The following is a 25,114-nucleotide window of genomic DNA, read 5'->3' on the forward strand; positions in this document are numbered from 1 at the left end:
GATTCAGGCTTTCCTGTTCAAAAGTGCGGTAGCGTCATAGGGCGCACGACCTTGCAACGCCTCTTCAATACGCAGCAAACGGTTGTATTTGCCCACCCGATCCGAACGACTCAGTGAGCCGGTCTTGATCTGTCCGGCACAGGTTGCGACGGCAAGGTCAGCAATGGTGGTGTCCTCGGTTTCTCCCGAACGGTGAGAAATGACCGCGGTGTAGCCTGCGTCTTGCGCCATACGAATGGCGTCCAGCGTTTCACTGAGAGTGCCGATCTGGTTGAACTTGATCAGAATCGAATTACCAATCCCTTTCTGAATGCCCTCACGCAGAATTTTGGTGTTGGTCACAAACAAGTCGTCACCCACCAGTTGCACGTGGCCGAGTTTTTGAGTCAAACCCGCCCAGCCATCCCAGTCGCTTTCATCCATCCCGTCTTCTATGGAGATGATCGGGTACTTGTCGCAAAGCATCGCCAGGTAATCGGCAAAGCCTTGCGAACTGAATGTCTGGTCTTCCCCGGACAGTACGTATTGACCGTCTTCGTAAAACTCGGAGGCTGCGCAATCAAGCGCCAGAGTAATTTCCTTGCCCAGCTCGTAACCCGCTCGACTTACCGCTTCCTTGATAACAATCAGTGCTTCTTCATTGGAAGCAAGTGAGGGAGCAAACCCGCCTTCATCCCCTACCGCGGTACTCAGGCCACGCTCGGACAAAACCTTCTTCAAGGAATGAAACACCTCGGCGCCCATGCGCAGGCCTTCACGGAACGACGAGGCGCCGACCGGCTGGATCATGAATTCCTGGATATCGATGTTGTTATCAGCGTGCTCACCGCCGTTGATGATGTTCATCATCGGAACCGGCATGCTGAACTTCCCTGGCGATCCGTATAGCGCCGCCAAGTGTTCGTACAATGGAACACGCTGAACCTCGGCTGCCGCTTTGGCGGTGGCCAGAGAGACGGCGAGGATCGCGTTGGCACCCAGGATGCTTTTGCTCTCGGTACCATCAAGGGCAATCATCGCATTGTCGATTTCGCGCTGATTCAACGCGTCCAGTCCGATCAAGCATTCACGGATCGGATTGTTCACGTTTTCGACCGCACGCATCACGCCTTTGCCCATGTAACGCGAAGCGTTATCCCGCAGTTCGAGTGCTTCACGTGAACCGGTAGACGCACCCGACGGAACACTGGCGGTGGCACTGACGCCACAATTGAGCGTCACAACCGCTTCGACAGTCGGGTTTCCTCGCGAGTCCAGAATTTCACGGGCAGTGATTTGTTGGATACGGCTGTTCTTGTTAAGCATGATTTGTCCCCTTCGTATGATTCACTGCCGTTGCCTCTTGGCCTTGCGTACCGAGCAATTCCTGCTGCTCGGCATACTGCGCCCGAAAATCGAAATCCCGTGGCCATGATGCAAAGTCGTGTTCTTCAACGACTTTGTGATCAGTAGAATTCGTCTCACTCATCAGAGCATCCTCAATCAGCGGATCGCTTCGCCTACGCGCACAACACGAAGGGAATTGGTCCCGCCTTGGGCGTTGGCGTAGTCGCCTTTGGTAATCAGAACGTGATCGCCTGCCTTCACCACACCACGGCGGGTCAACTCATTCACAGCTTTCTCGTTGACCAATTCAGGGGCGAAATCATCGCTGTCGAACGGAATGGTCGTGACACCACGAAACAACGTGACCCGATTTTGGGTGGCCAGATTGCGAGAAAAGGCAAAGATCGGAAGGTGCGAGCGAATGCGCGACATCAAGCGAGGTGTATCGCCGCTTTCCGTCATGCAGATGATGGCTTTGACACCGTGCAGATGGTTGGCCGCGTACATGGCGGACATCGCGATGGACTCGTCGATTTTGTGGAACACCTGGTCGACGCGATGTTTGGAACGATGGGACTGAGGATGCTTTTCTGCGCCGATGATGATCCGGTGCATGGCCTCGATCGTTTCGATCGGATAGGCACCCGCCGCGGTTTCGGCGGAGAGCATCACGGCGTCGGTGCCATCAAGCACTGCGTTGGCAACGTCGAACACTTCTGCACGAGTCGGCATTGACTGCGTGATCATCGACTCCATCATCTGAGTGGCAGTGATCACCACACGATTAAGCGTGCGGGCACGTTCGATAATCAGCTTTTGAACGGCGACCAGTTCCGCGTCACCGATTTCCACCCCCAGGTCACCCCGGGCCACCATCACGCCTTCAGATGCTTCGATGATCTCATCGAGAATTCGCAGGTCATTGACGGTTTCTGCGCGTTCAATCTTGGCAATCAGGCCGGCCTGCCCTCCCGCCTCCTGCATCAGGCGACGAGCCAGGTGCATATCCGAGGCGTCGCGTGGAAACGAGACAGCCAGGTAATCCACCTGCATGTGTGCAGCCGTCTTGATATCGGCGAAATCTTTTTCGGTCAGCGCCGATGCCGACAGTCCACCGCCTTTGCGATTGATCCCCTTGTTGTTGGACAGCGGTCCGCTTATCAGGACTTCGCAGATCAATTGCGTCGCTTCGACTTTCAGAACCTTCAACTCGATTCGTCCGTCATCGAGTAACAGAATGTCGTCTGGGCGGCTGTCTGTGATCAAGGCCTCGTAGTCGATTCCGACCCGCTGATTGTCCCCGGCATTTTTGTCCAGCGCAGCGTCGAGAATGAATTGCTGCCCCTTCTCGAGAACGACTTTCCCTTGCGCAAACCGTGCGATGCGAATTTTAGGACCTTGCAGATCGGCCAGTACTGCCACGAAACGACCATGTTTGGCAGCCAGCTCACGCACCAGCCGGGCACGAGCAATGTGATCTTCAGCCTTCCCATGGGAAAAGTTCAGGCGCACGACATCAACGCCCGCTTTCACCAATCCCTCGAGGGCTTCGAATGATTCTGTTGCTGGCCCCAACGTGGCCACGATCTTGGTTCTGCGCTGCATGACAGATGCTTCCTCAAACAGGGTTTTATTATTGAACGCAAAGGAAATCTGGATGCGCTTGTGATTATTTGCGTGCAAATAATCAATCAGCGCAAAGCAATCCTATTGACTGCTAAAACTGCCAGGGACCGAAAAATAGCTTTTTACCTCAATCTTTTCGTGCTAACACCCAGTACCCAGGTAAGCGCCATCGAAAAAACGCTTAAAAAATCTTGGCACATTGACACACCAAAATGCAATGCTATTTTAGTCAGCACAAATACACGCATCCGGCCACGACCCGGATCGCACTACTCTGCCGAAGGGATACTGATCATGCTGCCAAGACACCTCTCCATCGCCAGTCGAATGGTTCTCGGGTTCGTCATCATTGCCGCGCTGAGCATTGCGCTAGGGGTCTTCGCGCTACGTCAGATCGATGAAGTGCAGGTCCAATCGACCCAGATAAAAGACAATTGGCTTCAACGGGTACGTGCTCTGGGGGCGGCGAATGCCGCACTGAACCGCTATCGGATGGGATCGATGCAGCACATTCTTTCGGTCAGCGAGAAAGATATGCAGTCTTACGAGGACAAAACCGCCGGGCGGTTGCGTCAGGTTCGCGAGCAAATGCAGATCTACGCCCAGTTGCTCACGAACGAGGACGATAAGGGACGGTTGAGCGCGTTCAATGCCAGCCTTGACGTGTATGCAAAAAATCACCTCGAATTGCTAAAGCTTTCTCGCAAGGGGGAAAAAACAGGCGCCAGGGAATTTTTGATGACGATCAGGGATTCCTACGATCAGATGACGCAAAACTTCGAAGACCTCATCGACCGTTCAAACCAAGGCGCAGAGATGGCAGGTAACGAGTCGATTGATGCCTATCAACGCGCCGTCCAAGGCGTGGGATTGGTCATCATCCTGGTTGGTATCGGGACAGTTCTGGTGGCATGGCTACTGACTCGCAGCATCACTGCTCCCTTGAATGTGGCCGTTAAAGCCGCGAAAACAATTGCCGAAGGTGATCTGAGCCAGCCCATTCAACCAACGGGCAACGATGAAGCTACTCGTCTGCTCGAGTCCTTGGCGACCATGCAAAGCAATCTGATAAAGACCTTGGGACAGATTTCAGGCTCATCCCGCCAATTGACCAGCGCCACTGCCCAACTAAACACGGTCACGGAAGCCTCCAGTCAGGATATTCAACAGCAACACGCCGAGATTGAGCAGGCAGCCACCGCGGTGACCGAAATGACCGCAGCCATTGAAGAAGTCGCCCGTAATGCGCTGTCCACGTCCGAGCTGTCCGTGGCTTCACGGGACATTGCACTGAAAGGGCAGCAACGCATGGTCGAAACGTTGGACGCCATAGAGACGCTCACCCGAGATGTGCAACTCAGCTCGGAGCAGATCGAAAGCCTGGCCGAACAGTCGCAACGCATTGGCAAGGTACTGGACGTCATTCGCACGATCGCTGAACAAACCAACCTGTTGGCACTCAACGCCGCTATTGAAGCGGCTCGGGCAGGCGATGCGGGAAGAGGTTTTGCCGTCGTTGCAGATGAGGTACGCGCCCTCGCCCACCGCACTGCACAGTCGACGCGGGAAATCGAAGAGATGATAAGTGGCATCCAAAGCGGAACGGATACCGCCGTTTCAACCATGCTCAGCAGCAGTGAGAACACCCGCCTCACGTTGTCTTTGGCCCAATCCACTCAAAGCGCGCTGGCAGAAATTGTCGCCGCCAATGACGACATCAATCAACGCAATCTAATGATCACAACGGCCACAGAAGAACAAGCGCACGTTGCACGTTCCGTTGACCGCAACTTGCTCAATATCCGTGATCTATCCGTTCAGTCGGCTACGGGCTCGCAACAAACCACTGACGCTTCGTTATCCCTTGGCCATCTGGCTGTCGAGCTCAACAGCATGGTGGGCCACTTCAAAATTTAGCCAATGCAATTTTTTGCATAATGCCACGTTAAAAAGTAGTCATCAGCGACGAAACCTGTTCGAATCAAGCCATGCTTCATTCGCTCTCACTAGCCACTACTGCGGACAGTGATCGTCGCCACCCTATTTGTAAGTGATCAAAATATGGCCTCAAGCGCCCTCGTACTACGCATCGCTGCTGAAATCCGGCAGAAAATCCAGACAGGCAAGCTGGCCCTGGGTGCTCATCTGAGCGCACAAAAAGTCGCCGACGAGTTCAACGTCTCCCGCTCCCCTGCACGCGAAGCGCTGGTGCTGCTCTCCGAGCAAAACATTCTCGAACAACTGCCAAATCGTGGGTTCTTCGTGCTGGAACTCGTGCAGGATCCGTCACAAATCCACGATGAGGTGCTTCCGCTTGAAGAGCCGGACGAATACTACCGACTCTCGGAAGACTGGCTGAACAATGCAATCCCCAACGAAGTGACAGAGCAGTTTCTGCGCACTCGCTACAACCTGACAAAGGCCCAGGTCATAGACATTCTCAACCGGGCGGCAAAAGTCGGTTGGGCCGAGCCGAAACCGGGTTATGGCTGGCGCTTTCTGGACGTCGCAAAAACACCGGAAACTCTCGAACAGATCTACAAGGTGCGCTCATTGATCGAGCCGGCGGCGCTGCTGGAGCCGACCTACCATCACGACCTGAGCAAGCTCCAGCGCTTGAAAAAAGAGCAGCAGGACATGCTCAACGGCGGCATCGATAACCTACCGGCTGATGTGCTGCTCAAAAATGGCATTCGCTTCCACGAAGAGTTCATCAAGCTCTCCGGCAACCCGCTTTATCACATGATCCTGGTGCAGATGAACAACATGCGGCGCTTGATCGAGTATCGCTCGATGATCGACCGCAAGCGCCTTTTCAAACAGTGCGCCGAACACATCCGGATGATCGAACTGGTGGAGCAAGGCAACAACCTTGAAGCCGCGCATCTCATGAAACAGCACCTGAGTGGATCCTTCGCTCACAAATCGCCGATTCTGAAATTACGACCTGAATCCGCCTAAGCCAACCGTTCAGTTTCAGGCATCGGCACTGGCCTCACATCACTTCTCGAGGAGAGCACAAGTTGAGCACCGAAGAACAATTGCGTGAAGAAATCTGCACCGTCGGCAAAAGCCTGTACGAACGCGGTTATACCGTGGGTAGCGCAGGCAATATCAGTGCACGCCTGGAAGATGGCTGGTTGATCACCCCCACCGACGCCTGCCTGGGAAGATTGAAGCCGGAAGAAATCGCGAAAGTCAGCAAGGACGGCACCTGGGTATCCGGCAACAAGCCGTCGAAAACCCTGGAGCTGCATCGTCAGGTCTACGACCGCAACCCGGAAGTGAATGGTGTAGTGCACACACATTCGACGTCGCTCGTGGCTTTGACGCTCGCCGGCGTCTGGAAAAACGACGACATCCTCCCTCCACTGACGCCTTACCAAATCATGAAAGTCGGCCACATCCCATTGATCGCCTATCAGCGCCCCGGTTCTCCTGACGTAGCGGCACAAGTTGCGCAATTGGCCAACGATGTGCGCGGCGTCATGCTGGAACGGCTAGGTCCAGTGGTTTGGGAAACCTCAGTATCAAAAGCCAGCTTTGCGTTGGAGGAGCTTGAGGAAACGGCAAAGCTCTGGATGATGAGCAATCCGAAGCCTGCACCGCTAGGTGAAGAGGCAATCGAAGACTTGCGTCGGGTGTTCTCAGTCAAGTGGTGATGCCTCCAAGAAGCAACACAAGATGTTCCATTGAATAATGCGTTGATACTCGCCTTGTTAATCAAGATCTCCATTCATCTCGCTACAGAGGTGATTAGCGAGGCGAATGTCCCCTTGCATAGTTGACACTATTTTCCCCTCAACCTAGGTCATGCAGCCTGACCGGGCACTATCTAACTGAATTTCCGCGCTATTACGCTCGTTCTTCGAATTCGGGGCAGATTCGTAAGGTGCGCCGATGGAGAGTGACGGCCGGCTGCGAGTTATTTTCAGTCCATGCGCCAGGCAGCAATCGATTTCTGCGCTTCATGAAAGGCAGAAAACGGCCGATTCTGTTGAAAAAGTCGGATTTTCAGCTGGCCCGGACTCAGGCACGGTCACCAGCGGAGAACCTACTCACCACATTGAGTGGTTTCTCGGCCCTTCGTTGACCTTTGCTGCTCGGTTATTGGGTTGGTTTGAGGGGGTTTGCTTGGTGCGGGCGCACCTATCCCGTGACCGGTGGCCCTTGAGAGGTAAATTTGGCCAGCCGTCGCAGGTTCTGCACCGCAGCGGCCAGCGTGAACTCATCGGTCGCGCCACTCATGCCACGTAGCCGCAGGCGATCCAGTTTCAGGATTCGCTTGAGGTGGGCAAACAACATTTCGACCTTTTTACGTTCGTGGCGAGAGCGCTGATATGCCGGCGTCGCGGCGATGCGCCGCGCCACATCACGAGCGGCTTCATGGACGCTGCGAGCGATCTTGCGGAACGCAGTGTTCGGGCAGCACTTGGCTTTCATCGGACAGGCAACGCAGTCGGTCTGCCGGGATCGGAAGATGATGGTGTTGGCTTTGGTGACGTGTGAGCGCTCGTTCTTGAAGGCTCGCCATTCGCTGCGCAATGGGTTTCCGGCCGGGCAGCGGTATTCCTCAGCCTCTTCATTCCAGTGGAAATCGTTGCTCGAAAAACTGTCATTCTTGCGCTCGGTTTTGTCCCACACCGGCACATGCGGCTCGATGTCTTTTTCCTCCACCATCCAGGCCAGCATCGGCGCTGTACCGTAAGCGGTATCGCCAATGAGGCGCTCCGGCTTGATGTCGAACTGCGCTTCGACCCGTTCGATCATGGTCTTGGTGCTCTCAACCTCGGCCGTTCGATGAGCCGGTGTAGGTTCCACATCCACGATCACGCCGTGCTCGGTATCGATCAGATAGTTCGTGGAATAGGCGAAGAACGCTGGGCCTCCCGGAGCAGCGGTCCAGCGGGCTTGAGGATCAGTCAGCGACAGGCGCTTCGGTAGCGTTTCGGCCAGAGCCTCTTCATCGAGTGCCTCAAGATACTCACGCACGGCACGGGCGCTCAGGGCCGGATCGCTCCAGTTAACCTGTTCATCACCCGGTACGCCGCGCTGCCGACTGGCATCCGCCTTGATGATGCTGGCGTCCACAGCAAAGCCTTCGCCTTTGACCAGGCCAGCATCCATGCAACGACGCAGCACCTCGTTGAACAACCAGCGAAACAGATCGCTGTCCCGAAAACGGCCGTGTCGATTTTTGGAAAAGGTCGAGTGGTTGGGGACTTCATCTTCAAGGCTCAACCGGCAGAACCAGCGATACGCCAGGTTCAAATGGGCCTCTTCGCACAACCGCCGCTCTGAGCGAATGCCGTAGCAATAGCCCACGATCAGCATGCGAATCATCAGTTCGGGATCAATCGACGGACGCCCAATCGGGCTGTAAAAATCGGCGAGGTAATGGCGCAAGTCGCTCAGATCGAGGCACTGATCAATGCTGCGCAGAAGGTGATTGGCTGGGATGTGATCTTCAAGGTTGAACGAGTAAAACAGCCGCTCCTGCCCACTCGATAACTGTCCCATCATGCTGTGTGCTTCCCTGCTGGCCAATGCAGAGATTTTGCCGCAGGCCAGACAGGGGAGCTACTTTTTCAACAGAATCGGCCAGAAGCAGTCAGTCGCATCGGGGGTTTAGCCGTCTACTATTGACCGCCGCTTTGAGCTGTAACTGGCATTGACGCTAGGCAAATGCGCTTTGATCACTAAATGGCTACCCGACGAATGCCAGCGATGGCTCCTGCCTGACGTCACACCAGTGGAAGCCCTACTTAAGAATTCAGTAAAAAGTCATCATAATTAATGACCTAGTACCGAAGGGCTGAGTAACGTATAAAAAACACCCATTATAAAAATAGTGACTGACAGGGAATTTATCAGCGCCAACCTTTTTTTGGCCTTCTCGATCAAGCCCAAAAGCTTTTCCTTAGCTCCAATAGCACTTACCCTCACCGCATCCTCATTTTTCATAACCTCATAGCGCGTCAAGGAACGAGTTATTTGGTCTTTTAATGCATCATACGCCTCGGAATGAATTGTATTTGCAACAAACGTCAAAATGGTCACGCTCAACAAACCTGCGCAAACGAAAAGCAGTGAAACGAAATCAGCATTCTTTACCAACGCAGCAACGGCGATCAGCGCCCCGGGAATTGCAAACGCTTTAGACTGGCTTGAGGAAATAGACTCATTAATTTTAGAAATATAGTCCGTAGACTTTTCCTCGATCTCAGACAAAAGCTTATTTACAGAAAACTTATGAAGATATACATCATGATTTTCTTGAAAGTTCTTTTTAAGCCTCTTGCTTTGCTGCAAAAGCCAAAGCATTGGCGAAGTGCTATCCGTACCATCTAACAGCTCTGCCAGTGACGAGCGCAAAACTTCACGCCGTTCTTTTTCGTGAGCGTCCCCCAAGGAAACAATGTCAAGTAAATATTTTAGATTCGCGGTATCTTCAGGTTCTATCCCTAGCTTTGTTATATCTGCAAACTCAACCTTTCTATAATCTATCTCATATTTCTTTGCACCCTTGTCAGAGCTGATATAAAACGCTAGCACCGGATCCGAAGTGCTTCCTCCGTGATCTTTTATCTTAATCAGCAGCGACACCCACTGAACATAAAACTGCATGAGCGAGATAGTGCGCTCACTTAGTTCCTCGCTGTGAATATTTCTTTCAATTACATAAAACCGCTCTGGTAGTGCTTTACGCTGAACAACCTTTTGCCAAAGCTCAGCCTCAGACCTCAAAAAAAATGTCGCCGACCAAGATGAGGTAGCTAAACTAATACTTAAAGTCTGATTTGATACAAAATAATCGCCCGTATAACCCAAGCCAGCAAGGTGCTGGTGGATGTCAATGAGTTTTATTTGCGTAGATGTCACCTCCAGGTTGCCATCATCAATCCGGCAACTGGATTGCTTTAACAGCTCAGCGAGGATTTTCATCGACGTTGTCTTTATCACCGACGATCACGCGAATTCTTTCACGATCAGCAGCGGAAAGCGGAATCATTAGATAAGTTATGTTTTCATCCACAAACACGGGCTTATCCGAACCCTCGTACCCTAATGAACCTGACTTAACCGAAACTGAATAGTTACTCTCGAAATCAACGATTTTGATCGATACGCCGTTGTTCAGGCTCGCTCTGGTCGCTTCGAAAAAATCATTAATCTGAAACCCTTTATCATTCGCAAAATCCGAAAAGGACCCAACAGCCTCGTGACCGTCCGGCAACTGCTTATCAACAATATGTTGGATGTCAGTTAGAGAAACCTGCTTGCCGATATTTTTATCCAAGAAGTCATAAACTCCTTGAGTTAGCTTCTCCTGCAAAGCGGGTTTCAACCCGTTGTGCTGTGAAAAGCTCTTGATGGCCTCGAATAGGTTAGACACACTTTCTTTGTTAGGAATTGTGCTATCGCAACCCAAAGCAGTTTTAAAGAAGTCTGACTTGGATCGTCCTTCAATGAAATGTAGATACGTAGAACCCTCTTTTTTTGGGTATACGACAGAAAACAATGTCAAATCAAACATCGCTGCTTGCCGTAATGCGTCAGTATCAATGGGCTGCAAGGCTTTGGGCTGCAGAGTGTTATCAAATTCAAAGGCACTTTTCTTATCAACCATTACGATCATCAATCGGCCTAAGTCATCCTCATCACCTGGCGTTTTATAATGTATAAACACAAGATTACCGCCTTGCAGCGTGCCGCGTTCATTACTATTAGCGACATAAACTATCACCGACATCTGCGCTTCGGCGAGTTTCGAAAAGTCAATATTACAAGCAATATATTTTTCAAGATTTACAGGTGTGCTATTAGAGGGCGATCCAGAAAAATAACTGTGAAATTTATTTTTTCTGCGGAATTTTTTCTCGATTTGCCCAATGAAGTCATTCGCGGCTTTGCTATTAAGATTCCAAAGATTGCCTAGCACAGATTTGAACGGGTTTCCCACCAAGCTCGTGTCACGCTCCATAGATGCCGTAATGGCAGCGACAACTTCAAACTCGGCAGGAAGCGTTGCTACACCGTCAACTGCACCTTCGATGGCTCCAACCTCAGCGGAGACGGTAAGGTTATTCATGTTCTGCTTCCCTCAAGTCATTCAACAGGACACCCCGTTTGAACAACGGTGATCCCCTTGGCTATAGGACATGGTGTCGAGAAACCAAGGGATCACCACGACCTCCATATGCCGGTGCCATGTTATATACCCTGATTGCCTTGGTGGCCAATAGATACTACAGAATCTCATAATGCTGTATATAAATATAGTATTTGGTGTGTTTCGCAAAGCGGGTTATTAGAATCCGCACCATAAACGGTTCACATCTTCATCTTGCCCTGCTCAGCTCTCACATCTTCGCGCTCTGCATGGCGGGTCCAGTCATCGGAAATAGCCATCAACATCGCCGACGTTCGAGGGTAAATGAATGTTGCATCCGCCCAATCCTTGTACCGAGCGGCTAACTCGCGCTCTTGCCCTCCGCCCTCGTTGAATCCCTTACTGAAAACACCGCGCTTATTGAAGCACTCGATGGCGAACCCGCGTTCGATATGCTCGGCGGCGATCGATTCAATCATTTGGCAAACTGCTGATGGTGGCCAGAACGATTCGCTAGGGTCCTGCGGTGCGTGAGCGAGAATGTAGCCAATGCGCTGGTCACCAGAGTCACTGATGTCTTTTGATGCTGCCAAAGTTCGAACCTTTGTAGCCCATTCGTAGAGAGCCTGAGCATCGATTTTCTCGTCGCACAGACCAGGTACTGTTTTGAAATCCGTTAGCAGGTTGTATGAGATTGTTGCCCGCGATTTCATCTCGGCTGTAATGACCTGATCGGATGGCGAGTTCTTACCTCTGAACACATGCGAAAGCACGTCGGCGAACATCTCAGGGTCAGAAGCCAGAAGACTGAAGATCGTCAGCGGCTCATTTTCATCCCGCAGCAGAGGCAGATAGGCATACTCCAACTTCGCGACTTCCAACTTGTCGATATCGCTGCGGTGACGTAAGTCCTTAAGCGCCTGCGTAACGTAATACGAAAGCATGGTGCCCGAACGCTTGATGCCGTTTTCTAGCTGACGAGCCCCTTTGGCAAGTAGGTTCACTAGCAAACTCGTCGGTAGGTCTTTGCCACGGTTGTGCACCAATCCCAAGACATCAATATCCCGTTCCACGCTACGAAACTGGTCAATCGCAAACAGCAAATCGTCGAGCGGAGCTTGGACTGGCAACAAGCCCATGTGCCGCCAGTACTGGTCACGTGTCTCGGCACCAAGGCTTTCGACATACGCCCAGGTCGAAGGGTTAGCTGGCCACCCAAGTAAGAGTTTGCCTTTAGTGGCGTCGTCCGCGATTTGCGCTAATACGCGGCCTTTGAATGCATCCTTCCATTCTTCGCAGAACAGGGCTGATCCAGCGGCAGATACGTAGTACGAAAGGCTCGGTGGTGCGGTGGGCTCGAGTGAGCCTTGTATCAGCTCAAGCATTTGATTGAGGGTGATCGATAGGTGGACTAACACCTGACCGAGCAGGTCGGGAAGCTTGACCATCTTCGCAAGTTTCAGGATGCCAGGCACCCCGTCACGGTCGAGTACGCGTTGTAGCACTTCTTTACGTAAATTAGTAGAGTCCTCTATAGAGCCTGCAGTGTACTTGCCGATATGCGGCATCCAGTCATCAAACACAAGCCGGTCAGATACTAGAGGGTCGACAGGGCGGTGGCGTTCGACCACATCTTGCACTGCGATCAACTCTTCGTTTGTTAATGCCCAGTCTGAGTCGCCAAAATACTCATTGCGGGCGGACTCATCCTTAAGTAAATGCCAGATCGTGCAACCCTCGGCTATTTGGTGAGCAGTGAGATAGTTGTCGACGCTGGTGAGCACCTTCACCCGACTCGTTGGTTGAAGTTCTCCCAACGCCTTAATCAAGATTCCAAGGCGTGTCTCATCATTTCCGGCCGTTATCAGTGCTCGATCAACAACGGCGGTTTCAAAATCCCACACCAATCCAAATGTGATTTCTTCGGTGTTTTCAGGCGCGGAATCATGCAATTTCGGGTGCTGGGTGGGTGAGCTGGTGTCGTGATGACGCGGAAGGAGCTTCTCGAGTAGCTGCCAGCCTACGACAGGACACGCCAACAGGATGGCATCGAGGCATGCGATCCGCTGTGGTTGCAATGCGTACGTATTGGGTGACCAGCCCAATAGGATGTCGCGCAAACTGTTAATTGGCCTGTTTACGTAGTTCGATTCCGGTTCCGGATCCAGCTGGCCGAGCTTCGCGAGTACCAACGCGGCGCGGTTTAGGTATCGAGGTTCCCAAGCGATCGTCTCCAGCGCCCAGAGTAAACGCACGTGCGGACTGGCTGGGCCAAAGAGACGGTCCCGCTCCGATTTGAAGATCTGCGCAACCTGCTCAGGGGCGCCCTCCAGCATAGACTCGAGGGCCTTCAAAAAAGGGTTGGGCGCGGCCTCCGCAAATAGCGAAGTCTGATCGCCGAGACGAAGTATCGAATGATGCGATTTGCTCCAATCCGGCAGCGCGTTAATTACGTCATCGACAAATTGTTGAGGAGTTCTTCCTTTGACGTGCAAGCCGGCGACGTCATGCATAGAAGCAATGATGAGAAGCGTCAATGCAAGCCCATCGCGCAACCAACTGCTGTAATCGGCTGGTGCGGCTTTAGCCTGGTTGAACTTTTGATCTCGTGAAGGCTGTTCCGGCTGTTTGCCAAACACCTTGACGATTGCTGCGTGCAACCGCGTGAGATCATCCTCGGTCAGTTGACTGCCGTAGAAGTAAAAAGCGTCAACCGGTGCCCGCACCTTCCAAACGTCAGCCTCCCTGTCCACCGGACGATCGGGAAAACTAAGTGAAGGCATAAGGGCGTTTTCCAGCGTCGAGTAGGAAGGATAGTCTCCCAATTCCTTCAAAATGGCGCAGTCAGATTCAAGATCACTCGACCATCCGCCGGCCAGAAAAGCAGGCTTCAGCACAGCTGTCTGCTGTAACCAAACCGGATCAGCCGCGGGCTTGTTGTTTATCAACCGTTTCAGGATGGTCAAGCTGCGTCCACATCGATGGGCAAGCTCGTAACCTTGGCTGTGATCAAGCCCCATCTCAATGAACCCATCCACCATGCCTGAGGCTGTCGGGCGCTTGAGCACGGCTCCGCGTTTGGCCAATGCTCCGGTAGCAGCAGATAGCGTGGGGCATTTTTTACCAAGAGCGCCAGCCAGTAAATCGGCCTCTCCCGTCGCGATAAAGACCAGGCCCGCATGCATTCCAAAGAACCTTGCAGCTGATTGAGTTCGAATGATTAGCGTTCTGGACTCAAGTGACTCGCGAATGGCCGGCGCTGCAGATCGAATCGCCGCCACCGCGAATGCGATGACTTCCTCAGACGTCTCTGCACCCAGCATAAAGGAGTCGGCTGGTCCGCAAAGCTTCGCGATCAGGTCGTCCGCCTCGCGCTGCCGATTGGCAATGACAAGCTTTTCTGTGAGCGCAGGCTTGAACTGCGTGCTGAACTCTTCCCAGTACTCGTCGGTACTCAAAGCCCCTTCTTGGGGAGCCGTCTCGAGGACATTGCGAGCGTATCGAGCAGCAATCGCAGGATGATCTTTCAGCCATTGGACAAGCTGGACGCCATCGAGATATTTAACGTCTTTCCATTTACCCTCTCGGCGGCGGTCGTCTTCCCACTCCGGTATCTTCTTCTTCGGCGTGTCCCAAGATCCGAGGTTGACGAGAACCAGTGTATTTTCGCGCATCTCGTCGACGGGCGTTTGACCAGTCCGCTTCTCGTAGTCGGCCGTAGCTTTTGCCGCACCAGGACCGGTGCCGAACTCCCACTTAGATTTCCCGCCTGGGACGAAGCTCTTGGCCTCAGTAGTTTCTAGGTCGCCGTCCCAGCCTCGCAATTGGCTGGCCTCGCCGCTAGGGAACCGGAATCGGGTCGCGTCATCAATTGTCTTGCGTATCAGATCCGCCAACATGGCCATCAACATGTCACGGGCATTCATCCGGTCGGCCCACGTTTCAAGAGCCTTTTCGTCGATCCATTGCATGGTTGATCCTTCTTTCCCTGATACCAATCATGAAAGACAAGATCATAGCCACACAGCCATCACACCGCCATCATGCTCAAGGTGCTTCCTGTCGAGAAAAAGCAGGCAACTGCGCATGAATTGGCTTATCAATTATGAATTACCGGCATACCCGCAATGAGGGGATGGCAACGATGGGGCGCTTTAAATCCTTGGCTTTAAAAAAAACTGCGGAACTGCCTTGGAGGTCCCGCCGTTCACGGTTTGCAGGCCATTCTGAAAATCTCCAAATCTAACCTCTGTCTACCCGCGATCAGACACAAAGCAGCACTCATCTAACAAGTTGCACCGGCTCTTCAAATCCTCGTCTAGGGTTGATTCGTGAAAAGCCTTCTAGCTCTTACGTGGCAAGATTGGGTGTTGACGCTCACGGGTGCGCATTTCCCACGAATGGAGAAAAGACAATGAGTGAGCGGTCGATAACGCAGTTCTTTTCCGCCCTAGGGGCTCCGTTGCGTATGCTGCGGCAGTCTTGGGGAGCAGAGCGAGCCGATGGCACTGTGTTCCTTCGCGTGTGGCAAGACAGATGCCATACGCATGAGGGGAAACGGTACGTTCAGTTGACCCATCTGGAAAAGTACGGTGGTGACAGCAAAAATTTTGGATACAAAGAACGGCAGAGCCACGTTCAAAAAATTCGGGAAGGAGCTAAGTGCTACTTGGTAATGTGCCTAGCGAAAGACCCAGTAGCCAGTCCCCGAGATATTAAGTCGTTTAACAAGGACTCAGTATTCGTGGGCGGAGAATTGAAGCAGTGCGATAGCGACTGGTGGATTGAGATCGCTGACAAGGTTCCATCCTATGAACTGATGCAGATCCCATCTACCTAACGGTCGCTGTATAGGCGTCATCGTTTCAAGCCCTTTCCGAATGACTGCTGCTGGCCGATTCTGTTGAAAAAGTAGCTCCCCCGTCTGACCTGCGGCAAAATTCGCGCATCGGCCAGCAGGGAAGCACGCAGTATGATGGGACAGTTATCGAGTGGGCAGGAGCGACTGTTTTACTCGTTCAACCTTGAAGACCACATCCCCGCCAATCACCTTCTGCGTAGCGTTGATCGGTGTCTCGATCTGAGCGATTTGCGCCATTACCTCGCCGATTTTTACAGCCCAATTGGGCGTCCTTCGATTGACCCAGAGTTAATGATCCGCATGCTGATCGTGGGCTATTGCTACGGTATTCGCTCCGAGCGGCGGCTGTGCGAAGAGGCCCATTTGAACCTGGCGTATCGCTGGTTCTGCCGGTTAAGTCTTGAAGATGAAGTCCCCAATCACTCGACCTTTTCCAAGAATCGACACGGCCGTTTTCGGGACAGTGATCTGTTTCGCTGGTTGTTCAATGAAGTGCTGCGTCGCTGCATGGACGCCGGTCTGGTCAAGGGCGAAGGCTTTGCCGTGGACGCCAGCATCATCAAAGCGGATGCGAGTCGGCAGCGCGGGGTACCGGGAGATGAACAGGTCAACTGGAGCGATCCGGCCCTGAGCACCCGCGCCGTGCGTGAGTATCTTGAGGCACTCGATGAAGAGGCTCTGGCCGAAACGCTACCGAAGCGCCTACCGCTGACGGATCCTCAGGCCCGCTGGACCGCAGCTCCAGGCGGCCCAGCTTTCTACGCTTATTCCACGAATTATCTGATCGATACCGAGCACGGCGTGATCATGGATGTCGAGCCCACACCGGCTCATCGAACCGCAGAAGTCGAGAGCACCAAGACGATGATCGAACGGGTCGAAGTGCAGTTCGACATCAAGCCGGAACGCCTCATTGGCGATACCGCTTACGGAACCGCGCCGATGCTGGCCTGGATGGTGGAGGAAAAAGACATCGAGCCGCATGTGCCGGTGTGGGACAAAACCGAGCGAAAGAACGACAGTTTTTCGAGTAACGATTTCCACTGGAATGAAGAGGCTGAGGAATACCGCTGCCCGGCCGGAAACCCATTGCGCAGCGAATGGCGAGCCTTCAAAAATGAGCGTTCACACGTCACCAAAGCCAACACCATCATCTTCCGATCCCGGCAGACCGACTGCGTTGCCTGTCCGATGAAAGCCAAGTGCTGCCCCAACACTTCGGCTCGCAAGATCGTCCGCAGCGTCCATGAAGCTGCTCGTGATGTGGCTCGGCGCATTGCAGTAACGCCGGCGTATCAGCGCTCTCGCCACGAACGTAAGAAGGTCGAAATGTTGTTCGCCCACCTCAAGCGCATCCTGAAACTGGATCGCTTGCGACTACGTGGCATGAGTGGCGCGACTGATGAATTCACGCTGGCTGCTGCGGTGCAGAACCTGCGACGGCTGGCCAAATTTTCTTCTCAAGGGCCACCGGTTACGGGATAGGTGCGTCTGCACAAAGCAAAAAACCTCAAATCAACCCAATAGCCGAGCTGCAAAGCTCAACGAAGGGCCGAAAAACCACTCAATGTGGTGAGTAGGTTCTCCAGTGGAGATCGTGCGTGAGTTCAGCCGATCTGCAAATCAGACTTTTTCAACAGAATCGGCCGTTTGCTGCCAATCACAACTAGCTGAAACTGACCCCTTGCTACCAGTAGAAAAGGCAGAACGATCCGCCGCCGCTACGATTGATCGCGTTCAATACATAGAGCTAAACAGCTGCTCAGAGTTCTTCAATTCACACGCCGCTTCTGCCCCCGCTCGCGTTGGAAAATGAAGGGGTAAACGGGACTTTTCCTTGTTGTCATAAATGTCGAATCCAGACGACTCCGTGCGCGAATAAAAGCGCACACCACACCTTGCAGATTCTGTCTCTTTAGGTGTTGCTGGTACGACAACAAATCTCAATACCATCTCCTCACCTATAGTGTTCTATTCCTAATTCTTTTGTTTTAGCGGCATATAGCCATCTTATCAATCTCCCGTCATGGGTCTCGACGAGCGGAACGCACCTAGCCCAGATGCAGAGTTAACCGATGATGAGCCGATGAAAGCTTCAGGTCGAAGGCAGCTCAAGATTTCGCTGTTTCGACCTGGAAATTTGTTCCGATGGCTATGTACGGCGGCAAGAAAATATCTGCCGTGGTTTTACAGTCCTCATGGCCCTCTCACAGTCTGTGCGCTTGGTTTTTTAGCCGCTTCGAAGGCGGCATCCCGCGATGCACTTCCCGCCTCCCTATCAGTTGCTCACCTGCGAAACGACCTTGCGCACGACATACGGCAGGATACCGCCCTCCTTCAAGTAGAGAATTTCCTGTTGCGAATCCAACTGCAGAATCAACGGCAGCGAGGTCTGACTTCCGTCCGCGCGATTGATCACCAGGCAAAGCGGGTTTGCCCCCACCTGCATTGTCTCCAGACCTTTGAAGTCCAGTGTCTCATCCCCTTTTAACTGCAAGTTCGTCGCGTCGACGCCTGCCGCGAACGTAATGGGCAAGATGCCCATGCCGATCAGATTGCTACGATGGATACGCTCAAAACTCTGCGCGACGACAGCCTTGACGCCCAAGGTGGCTTGCGCCTTGGCTGCCCAGTCACGACTGGAGCCCGCTCCATAATTGAACCCGGCGAAGATCACCAGCGGCACGTCCTTGGCAACGTAGCTCAGAGCTGCGTCGTAAACGCGCTGGATCGAACCGTCAAAAGCCGTTGCAAAACCACCCTCTCCCGGCTGTTGCTCCAATAGCCGATTCTTCACTGCTCGATTCACGAATGCACCGCGCATCATCACTTCGTGGTTGCTGCGGCGGGTCGAGTATTGATTGAGATCGTTCGGGTTTTCGCCGCGCTCGATCAACCACTGTCCAGCCTGGCTTTCGAGTGGAATCGCACTGGCCGGTGAAATATGGTCAGTGGTGACGTTGTCGCCCAGTACCATCAAAGTTCTTGCACTATGAATCGACAACTCGGGTGAAGCTTCGGCTTTGACGTTTTGCAGGTAAATGGGGCGGCGCAGGTAAGTCGAATTCGGCGCCCAAGGAAACTGCACGCTGCCACTCGCTGACAGTGCCTGCCAGTGATGAGTGCCATCCCACAGCATCGCGTTACGCTGGCGGAACAAATCCGGGCGAACAGTCTGGCTGACCAGTGCCTGAATCTGCTCTTCACTGGGCATCAGTTCATGCAGGTACACATCGTTGCCTGCCGCATCCTGTCCTAACGGCTCAGTCTGGATATCCTTATTGATGGTGCCCGCCAACGCATAAGCCACGACCAGCGCCGGCGAAGCCAGGTAGCCGACCTGTACGCGAGGATTGACCCGCCCCTCGAAGTTGCGATTGCCCGACAGCACCACCACGGTTTTGAGGCCCTGGTCCGAGAAGCGCTCCATGTGTTCTTCGAGACTGCCGGAGTTACCGATGCAGGTCATGCAGCCAAACCCGGCGAGATCGAACCCCAAGGCCGAGAAGTCGCTCAGCAGATCGGCCTTTTCCAGGTAGTCCGCGACTACGCGTGAGCCGGGCGACAGAGATGTCTTGACCCAGGGTTTACTGCGCAAACCGCGACGCTGAGCGTTGCGGGCCAGCAATCCCGCCTGGATCATCTGGCTCGGGTTTGCAGTGTTGGTGCAACTGGTGATTGCCGCCAGAGAGATGGCGCCATGGGTCAGGGCCTGGCCAAACGAAGGCTCGAAGTATTCGGCTTCAGCGTCCGAGGAACGCGCTATCACGCCCTCCCGCTCACCCAGAATTTCCTGGCGAAAGGATGGCGCTGCATCAGCCAGCTTGCGCCACTGATGCGGTTGATGAGGTCCGGCAACACTTGGCTCGATGGCCGCGAGATCCAGCTCGATCAGGTCATCGAAATGCGGTTCGGGCAGTGAGTCGTGGCGCCACAGGCCTTGCGCTTCGAGGTAAGTTTCAATACGCGCAATGGTGTCTTCGCTGCGACCGGTCAGGTGCATGTACTCCATCGTGCTGTCGTCGAACGGGAAGAAGACTACGGTGGCGCCATACTCAGGGGCCATGTTCGACAGCGTGCCTCGCGCCGCCCAACTGAGCTTCGACAGGCCAGGGCCGCAGAACTCAACGAACTTGCCCACCACGCCCTTCGCACGCAATATTTGCGTGATGCGCAATGCCAGATCGGTGGCCGTCACACCGGGCCGCAGTTCATTGCTCAAACGAATGCCGACGACTTCAGGAAAGCTAATCGGCACCGGCTCGCCGAGCATGGAAGCCTGTCCCTCCAGCCCACCCACACCCCAGCCCAGAACGCCGATGGCGTTGATCATCGGCGTGTGGCTGTCGGTTGCTACGATATCGTCAGGATGCAGCAGTGGCTGGCCATCGGCGGTCTGGCTTTCCCAAACCACGGTCGCCAGCGACTCCATGTTGACCTGGTGAATGATCCCGGTACCGGGCGGAACCACCTTGAAATTGGTCAGACTCTTCTGCGCCCACTTGATGAATTCGTAGCGTTCGGAGTTGCGGCGGTAGTCGATGTCCAGGTTCTTCTCCACGGCGTCCGCTTCGGCGTAGCGCTCGACAATCACCGAATGGTCAATGACCAGCACCGCAGGAATCATCGGGTTCATGGTTTCCGGTGCGCCACCCATTTCCGCCACCATGTCGCGCATACCGGCAAAGTCAGCAAGCGCCGGCAGGCAGGTCGTGTCGTGGAACATCAGCCGGTTGGGGTAAAAAGGCACTTCGCAGGCCGGCGCCCCTTGGCGTATGCATGCGATGAAGTTGTCCAGCGACGCCGGTGAGCACCGCGCCACATTCTCCAGCAGAATACGGATTGAATAGGGCAAGCCAATGAGCTCGTCCGGGGTGAGTATCTTGTGCAGATCCACGTAGGCGTAACGGGTGTCGCCCACTTGAAGATGACTTTGATGACGTGCGTCGATGGTGGAAATCATGGGCTTACCGTTCACCGGCTGAGTGCGTACGCAAACGAGTCTATTCGGTCGTTCAGTTGAACCCAGCGTAACCAAAGGCCGAGCCGGGGAAAATTGAACAATGAGCAAGTCATCGTTCGCCAACGGAGAACGCAGCCTTGATGAGTCTGAAATTGTCAGGTCTTGCTCACTTCCCTACTCTCAGGGGTGACGACAATTTCCATGGAGACCATTTATGCTCGCCCCTACCGCAAAAGTCCTTGCAGAGCTTGCCCCGACTGGTGTGCTCAAAGCTGCCATCAACTTCGGCAACCCGGTGCTTGCACAGCGCAATGCCGAAACGGGCCAGCCTCAAGGTGTATCTGTCAGCCTGGCGGTGGAATTGGGCAAGCACCTGGGCGTTCCTGTCGAGTTCATCACCTACGATGCTGCGGGAAAAGTGTTCGAGGCGTTGGCACAAAATCAATGGAACATTGCATTCCTGGCCATCGAACCTGTGCGTGAAGCTCAAGTCGCTTTCAGTGAACCTTACGTGATTATCGAAGGTACCTATCTGGTCAAGGACAGTTCCCCATTCCGCAAGATGGAAGATCTGGATCAGCCCAACGTGCGAATCGCAGTGGGTAAGGGTGCAGCCTATGACCTGTACCTGAGCCGGACTCAGCAGCACGCAACCCTGGTTCGCGCACCAACCTCTGCCGGAGCGGTGGACCTGTTTCTCGATGAGAACCTGGATGCGGCGGCGGGCGTGCGTCAACCGTTGGTCAAGGTCGCCGAGGCCAACAAGGAATTGCGCGTATTGGACGGTTACTTCACGTCAATTCGCCAGGCAATGGGCGTTCCCGTGCGATGCGCCGCGGGTGCGGCGTATGTCAGAGCATTCCTGGAAGAACAGAAAGCCAACGGTTTCGTTACCAAGGCACTTGCCGTAAGCGGCCAAAGTGACGTCACGGTTGCCCCGCTTCAAGTCAATTGAGGCCGCTGCGATGAAGGGGTGAAACGCACTTGCCTGCTCAGCGGCGAAGGCGTTTCAACCAGATTTTATGCACCGGCTCAGCGCAGAGCATCACCACTATCAAGCGCATGATCTGCATTGCCGTAACGATGCCAACTCCCAGGTTCAAGGCTTCGGCCGTCAGGTACATTTCCGTACTGCTGCCCGGCATCATGCCCAGTGCCAGCGTCATCAAAGGAAAGCCCAGCAGATAACCGATTCCAAGTGCCAGCAACAAGGTGCAAACAATCATGCTCAAGGTGAACACCGAAACCTTGATCAGGAATGTCGGTGAGGCCTTGAAGAACTGCCGATCAAAGTAGCCTCCGAGCGCGCAACCGATCATGAGCTGACCGTAATGGCTCAGCTCAACGGGTAATGCCGTCTGCAGATTGAAGCTGGCAGTGAATAGCGCGCACAGCGCCATCGGGCCGAACATCCAAGGGTTCGGCAACTTGTACCGTTTCCAGATAATCGCCGTCAGCGCTCCGCCGAGCAACAATGGCAGCAGCCAATACCAATCACTGGGCAATCGGGCATGAACCACCGATGGAGAGATTTTCGAGCTGAAAAACATCGCGGGCGGAACACAAAGAACAATCAGCACAAGCCGAACACTGTGAGCTGCAGCGATCTGACTGACGTTGGCCTTATGCCTGATCCCCGATTGAATCATCTCTGCAAAGTTCGCAGGCATGAAGGCGAAAAAGGCAGTCGTCAGATCCATGCCTCGACGCCGCATGAACTCGATGCCGAGCAAGGCAAGCAACAAGGTCAGAAATGCCGCAAACAGCATCATCGCGAAATGCCCCAGGATCTGCTCCAGCACCGCGGGTGTGAAATGCAGGCCTATGGATGTCGCAATCATCCATTGCCCGGTCAATCGACCATTGGGGATCTCCCCCACCCGCCAGCCCAGGCAACGCACCAGAATAACCGCCAACATCGATCCAATGATCCAGGGCAAAGGCCAGTTCAGGTAACTGGCAATCAATGCGCCGGCCACTCCAACCAGCGGTGTCGCCCACCACAATCCCATTGAGGTGAAAAACGCTCTCATAGGTTGGTGCCACCAAAGACCATACACACTGGACTTCCTGTCTCAATCACCTCACCCGTTGGGGTCAAGCTGCCAGTCGTTGGGTCAATACTGAAAACCACGATCGTGTCGCTGTCCTCGTTGGCCACATACATGCATCTGCCGTCGGGCGACAGAGCGAAAAATCGAGGAGTGAGGCCTTGCGTTGGCGTCGCTGATTCGAATGTCAGCCAGCCCGATTGAGGATCAATGCTGAAGCGCGCAATGCTGTCGCTTCCCCGGTTGGAGGCGTAGAGGAAGCGCCCGGCCTTATCGACTTCGATCTCTGCGGCCGTGCTGTCGCCGGTGAAAGAATCCGGCAGCGTAGAGACCACCTGCTGCGGCTGCAGCTCACCACTTTCGCTGTTGAAGCGATAGGTTGCGACGGTCGAGTCGAGCTCATTGACCGAGTAGACAACGGGTAGTCCCGGATGAAAAGCCACATGCCGCGGCCCGGCTCCTTTGCGGGTGGCAACAGATGGACAGGCTGTCGGGAGCAGCTTGCCCGACAGTGAGTCGAATCGATAAGTGAAGATCCGGTCGAGACCTTTATCCGGTACGACGACTAGCTTTCCACTGGGGTCGAATGGATTGAAATGCGGTTTCGGGCCTTTTTGTTCAATTCGATGGGGTCCGATCGGCCCTTGCGTCATCACTTGATCGCAGAGTTCGCCGAGTTCCCCCGAATCGAGAATCGGTAAAACAACAACAGAACCACTGTAATGGTTGCTCACCACCAGGAAGTCGCCGTCCGGTGAAATCGCCAAATGTGCGGGATTGTGGCCATGGGTGCTTTGGCTATTGAGGTAGCGTAGCGTGCCATTGGCGCCGATGCTAAATGCACTGGCCTGATCCGTATCACCATGGACGCAGTACAGGAAATCCTCCTGTTTACTGATCGCAAGAAATGAAGGGTTTACCAATCCATCAACCAACTGCACATGAGACAGGCGCCCAGTCTTTGAGTCGACGCTGTAGACGTTGATCCCGTTGCCATGGGCATTCCTTTCACGAGTGGTACGACAGCCTACGTAAATGAACATGAAGTCATCTCAAAAGGCGAGCAGGTGCATGGATGGCACCTGTCACGCGGTCAAGTGTGCGACGAACGCGCGAGCGGTAGGAGGGAGCGCTTCGAATCGTCGAGCAACAATATTCAACTGACGCTTGGCCCATGGCTCGGCCAACGTGACAGCCTGCAAATGGAAGGAACGCAGATAGGGACGCAGAACATCGCGAGGCAAAATGCAGATGCCCAGATTGGTCGAAACCATCCGGCACATGCATTCAAAGCTGGAAACGCGAACCCGCTGCCTGATTGGCTTACCTAACAATTCGGCTTGTTCAGTCAGCAGCAAATGCACCGAGCTTTCCACATGAGGACCAATGAACTCGAAGATCAGCGCCTGCTCGAAACTGGCTTGCGTCTGCGCCGCCAATGGATGCCGTTCTGGAACCGCAATCACCAACTCATCCACGCGATAGGGAACGGATTCCAACCCTTGTGAAGGCGTCTGTTCGGCAATGATGCCGACATCCGCACGACCGTCCGACACCGCTCGTACGATTGCCGCACCGACGCGCTCCTCGATATCGAACTTGATATCGGGGTAGGTTTCCATAAACGTGCCGATATCCAGACTCAGCTGTTGGGCCAACGCCGATGTGATGGCGTGCAATCGAACATGGCCCTTGATTCCAGCACCATACTCACTCAACTCCTGGTCCATCTTCTGAAGAGTTTCGTTCACCTGCAACGCGTAATGGCGCAGCGACTGCCCCGCAGGGGTCAGCTCCATTCCGCGCGGATAGCGAATGAACAAGGGAGACCCCACCTTCTCTTCAAGCTCGCTGATCCGCTTACTGACTGCGGAGGTCGCCAGGTGGCAGAGCTGCGATGCCTTGGTCAGGTTTCGCTGCTCCGCCACAGCCATGAAGATTTCCAGGCTGAGCAGATCATGGCGCATTGGCCAATGCCTTCTCGAAGAAGTCTACCGTGCCGAAATTGCCGGATTTCAGCGCCAAGGCAACCGGGTCGTCGCGCAAGCCGAGTGTCCAAGGCACACCAGGATCGATGGTCGCACCAATTCGCAGAGCCTTGACTTGCAGTGCCTTGACGACCGCACCCGAAGTTTCGCCGCCGGCAACCACTAGCTTGCGAACACCCATGCCGT

17 protein-coding genes are annotated in these 25,114 nt (G+C 54.0%); 5 read left to right on the forward strand and 12 right to left on the reverse strand.

The features are described from left to right. Positions 1-3 precede the first annotated feature (3 nt). From eno to pyk, 3 genes are read right to left on the reverse strand one after another with little or no spacing between them, the layout of a single operon-like run. Positions 4-1,305 (reverse strand): phosphopyruvate hydratase, encoded by a 1,302-nt coding sequence (gene eno / locus PMI22_RS12115; RefSeq protein ID WP_007946561.1) that lies wholly within the window; start codon positions 1,303-1,305, stop codon positions 4-6. Then, positions 1,298-1,468, reverse strand: coding sequence for a hypothetical protein (locus tag PMI22_RS31635; protein WP_162830878.1), 171 nt, complete (start codon positions 1,466-1,468; stop codon positions 1,298-1,300). Before PMI22_RS31635 ends, eno begins: the two co-directional genes overlap by 8 nt. A gap of 14 nt (positions 1,469-1,482) precedes the next feature. Next, positions 1,483-2,931 (reverse strand): pyruvate kinase, encoded by a 1,449-nt coding sequence (gene pyk / locus PMI22_RS12110; protein WP_007946562.1) that lies wholly within the window; start codon positions 2,929-2,931, stop codon positions 1,483-1,485. 315 nt (positions 2,932-3,246) lie between these two features. Between pyk and PMI22_RS12105 the strand changes: the two genes are divergently transcribed. The 3 genes from PMI22_RS12105 to otnC all read left to right on the forward strand — a co-directional run bounded on the left by PMI22_RS12105 (position 3,247) and on the right by otnC (position 6,614). After that, complete coding sequence (locus tag PMI22_RS12105; protein WP_007946563.1) at positions 3,247-4,869, forward strand: methyl-accepting chemotaxis protein; 1,623 nt, start codon at positions 3,247-3,249, stop codon at positions 4,867-4,869. Between the two features lie 144 nt (positions 4,870-5,013). Then, positions 5,014-5,913 carry a GntR family transcriptional regulator gene (locus tag PMI22_RS12100; RefSeq protein WP_007946565.1) on the forward strand — a complete coding sequence of 300 codons (900 nt, stop codon included), beginning with the start codon at positions 5,014-5,016 and terminating at the stop codon, positions 5,911-5,913. 62 nt (positions 5,914-5,975) lie between these two features. Next, positions 5,976-6,614, forward strand: a complete 639-nt coding sequence (gene otnC / locus PMI22_RS12095) for a 3-oxo-tetronate 4-phosphate decarboxylase (RefSeq protein ID WP_007946566.1) — start codon at positions 5,976-5,978, stop codon at positions 6,612-6,614. A 487-nt stretch (positions 6,615-7,101) separates the two neighbouring features. On the opposite strand, the gene PMI22_RS12090 is transcribed toward otnC, so the two are convergent. The 4 genes from PMI22_RS12090 to PMI22_RS12075 all read right to left on the reverse strand — a co-directional run bounded on the left by PMI22_RS12090 (position 7,102) and on the right by PMI22_RS12075 (position 15,036). Then, positions 7,102-8,475, reverse strand: a complete 1,374-nt coding sequence (locus PMI22_RS12090) for an IS1182 family transposase (RefSeq protein WP_007946567.1) — start codon at positions 8,473-8,475, stop codon at positions 7,102-7,104. Between the two features lie 270 nt (positions 8,476-8,745). Further along, positions 8,746-9,897, reverse strand: coding sequence for a hypothetical protein (locus tag PMI22_RS12085; RefSeq protein ID WP_007946568.1), 1,152 nt, complete (start codon positions 9,895-9,897; stop codon positions 8,746-8,748). Beyond that, a complete protein-coding gene (locus tag PMI22_RS12080) occupies positions 9,881-11,044 on the reverse strand; it encodes a nucleoid-associated protein (RefSeq protein WP_007946569.1) in 1,164 nt (387 codons plus the stop codon). Before PMI22_RS12080 ends, PMI22_RS12085 begins: the two co-directional genes overlap by 17 nt. A gap of 242 nt (positions 11,045-11,286) precedes the next feature. Continuing rightward, positions 11,287-15,036 (reverse strand): hypothetical protein, encoded by a 3,750-nt coding sequence (locus tag PMI22_RS12075; RefSeq protein ID WP_007946570.1) that lies wholly within the window; start codon positions 15,034-15,036, stop codon positions 11,287-11,289. A gap of 1,001 nt (positions 15,037-16,037) precedes the next feature. Here PMI22_RS12075 and PMI22_RS12065 point away from each other — a divergent pair. Next, on the forward strand, positions 16,038-17,411 hold the full coding sequence (locus tag PMI22_RS12065) for an IS1182 family transposase (protein WP_007946572.1): 1,374 nt from the start codon (positions 16,038-16,040) through the stop codon (positions 17,409-17,411). 793 nt (positions 17,412-18,204) lie between these two features. Here the strand turns inward: PMI22_RS12065 and acnA are convergent. Further along, positions 18,205-20,889 (reverse strand): aconitate hydratase AcnA, encoded by a 2,685-nt coding sequence (gene acnA / locus PMI22_RS12060; RefSeq protein WP_007946573.1) that lies wholly within the window; start codon positions 20,887-20,889, stop codon positions 18,205-18,207. A gap of 214 nt (positions 20,890-21,103) precedes the next feature. On the opposite strand from acnA, the gene PMI22_RS12055 reads away from it, so the two are divergent. Then, the gene (locus tag PMI22_RS12055) at positions 21,104-21,844 is read left to right on the forward strand and encodes an ABC transporter substrate-binding protein (RefSeq protein ID WP_007946574.1); all 741 of its coding nucleotides are present in this window, start codon (positions 21,104-21,106) and stop codon (positions 21,842-21,844) included. A gap of 37 nt (positions 21,845-21,881) precedes the next feature. Here the strand turns inward: PMI22_RS12055 and PMI22_RS12050 are convergent, their stop codons facing one another. The 4 genes from PMI22_RS12050 to PMI22_RS12035 form a co-directional block, all read right to left on the reverse strand. Next, the gene (locus PMI22_RS12050) at positions 21,882-22,922 is read right to left on the reverse strand and encodes an AbrB family transcriptional regulator (protein WP_007946576.1); all 1,041 of its coding nucleotides are present in this window, start codon (positions 22,920-22,922) and stop codon (positions 21,882-21,884) included. Next, a complete protein-coding gene (locus tag PMI22_RS12045; RefSeq protein ID WP_007946577.1) occupies positions 22,919-23,983 on the reverse strand; it encodes a lactonase family protein in 1,065 nt (354 codons plus the stop codon). The genes PMI22_RS12050 and PMI22_RS12045 overlap by 4 nt, the downstream gene beginning before the upstream one ends. Before the next feature lie 42 nt (positions 23,984-24,025). Further along, complete coding sequence (locus tag PMI22_RS12040) at positions 24,026-24,907, reverse strand: LysR family transcriptional regulator (RefSeq protein WP_007946580.1); 882 nt, start codon at positions 24,905-24,907, stop codon at positions 24,026-24,028. Further along, positions 24,897-25,114: nucleotide-binding domain containing protein (locus tag PMI22_RS12035; protein ID WP_007944323.1), on the reverse strand; the 218-nt coding region annotated here is incomplete at its 5' end. The genes PMI22_RS12040 and PMI22_RS12035, both read right to left, overlap by 11 nt.

Origin of the sequence: Pseudomonas sp. GM21 (assembly GCF_000282215.1) — a bacterium.
In the GTDB taxonomy this organism is placed as follows: domain Bacteria; phylum Pseudomonadota; class Gammaproteobacteria; order Pseudomonadales; family Pseudomonadaceae; genus Aquipseudomonas.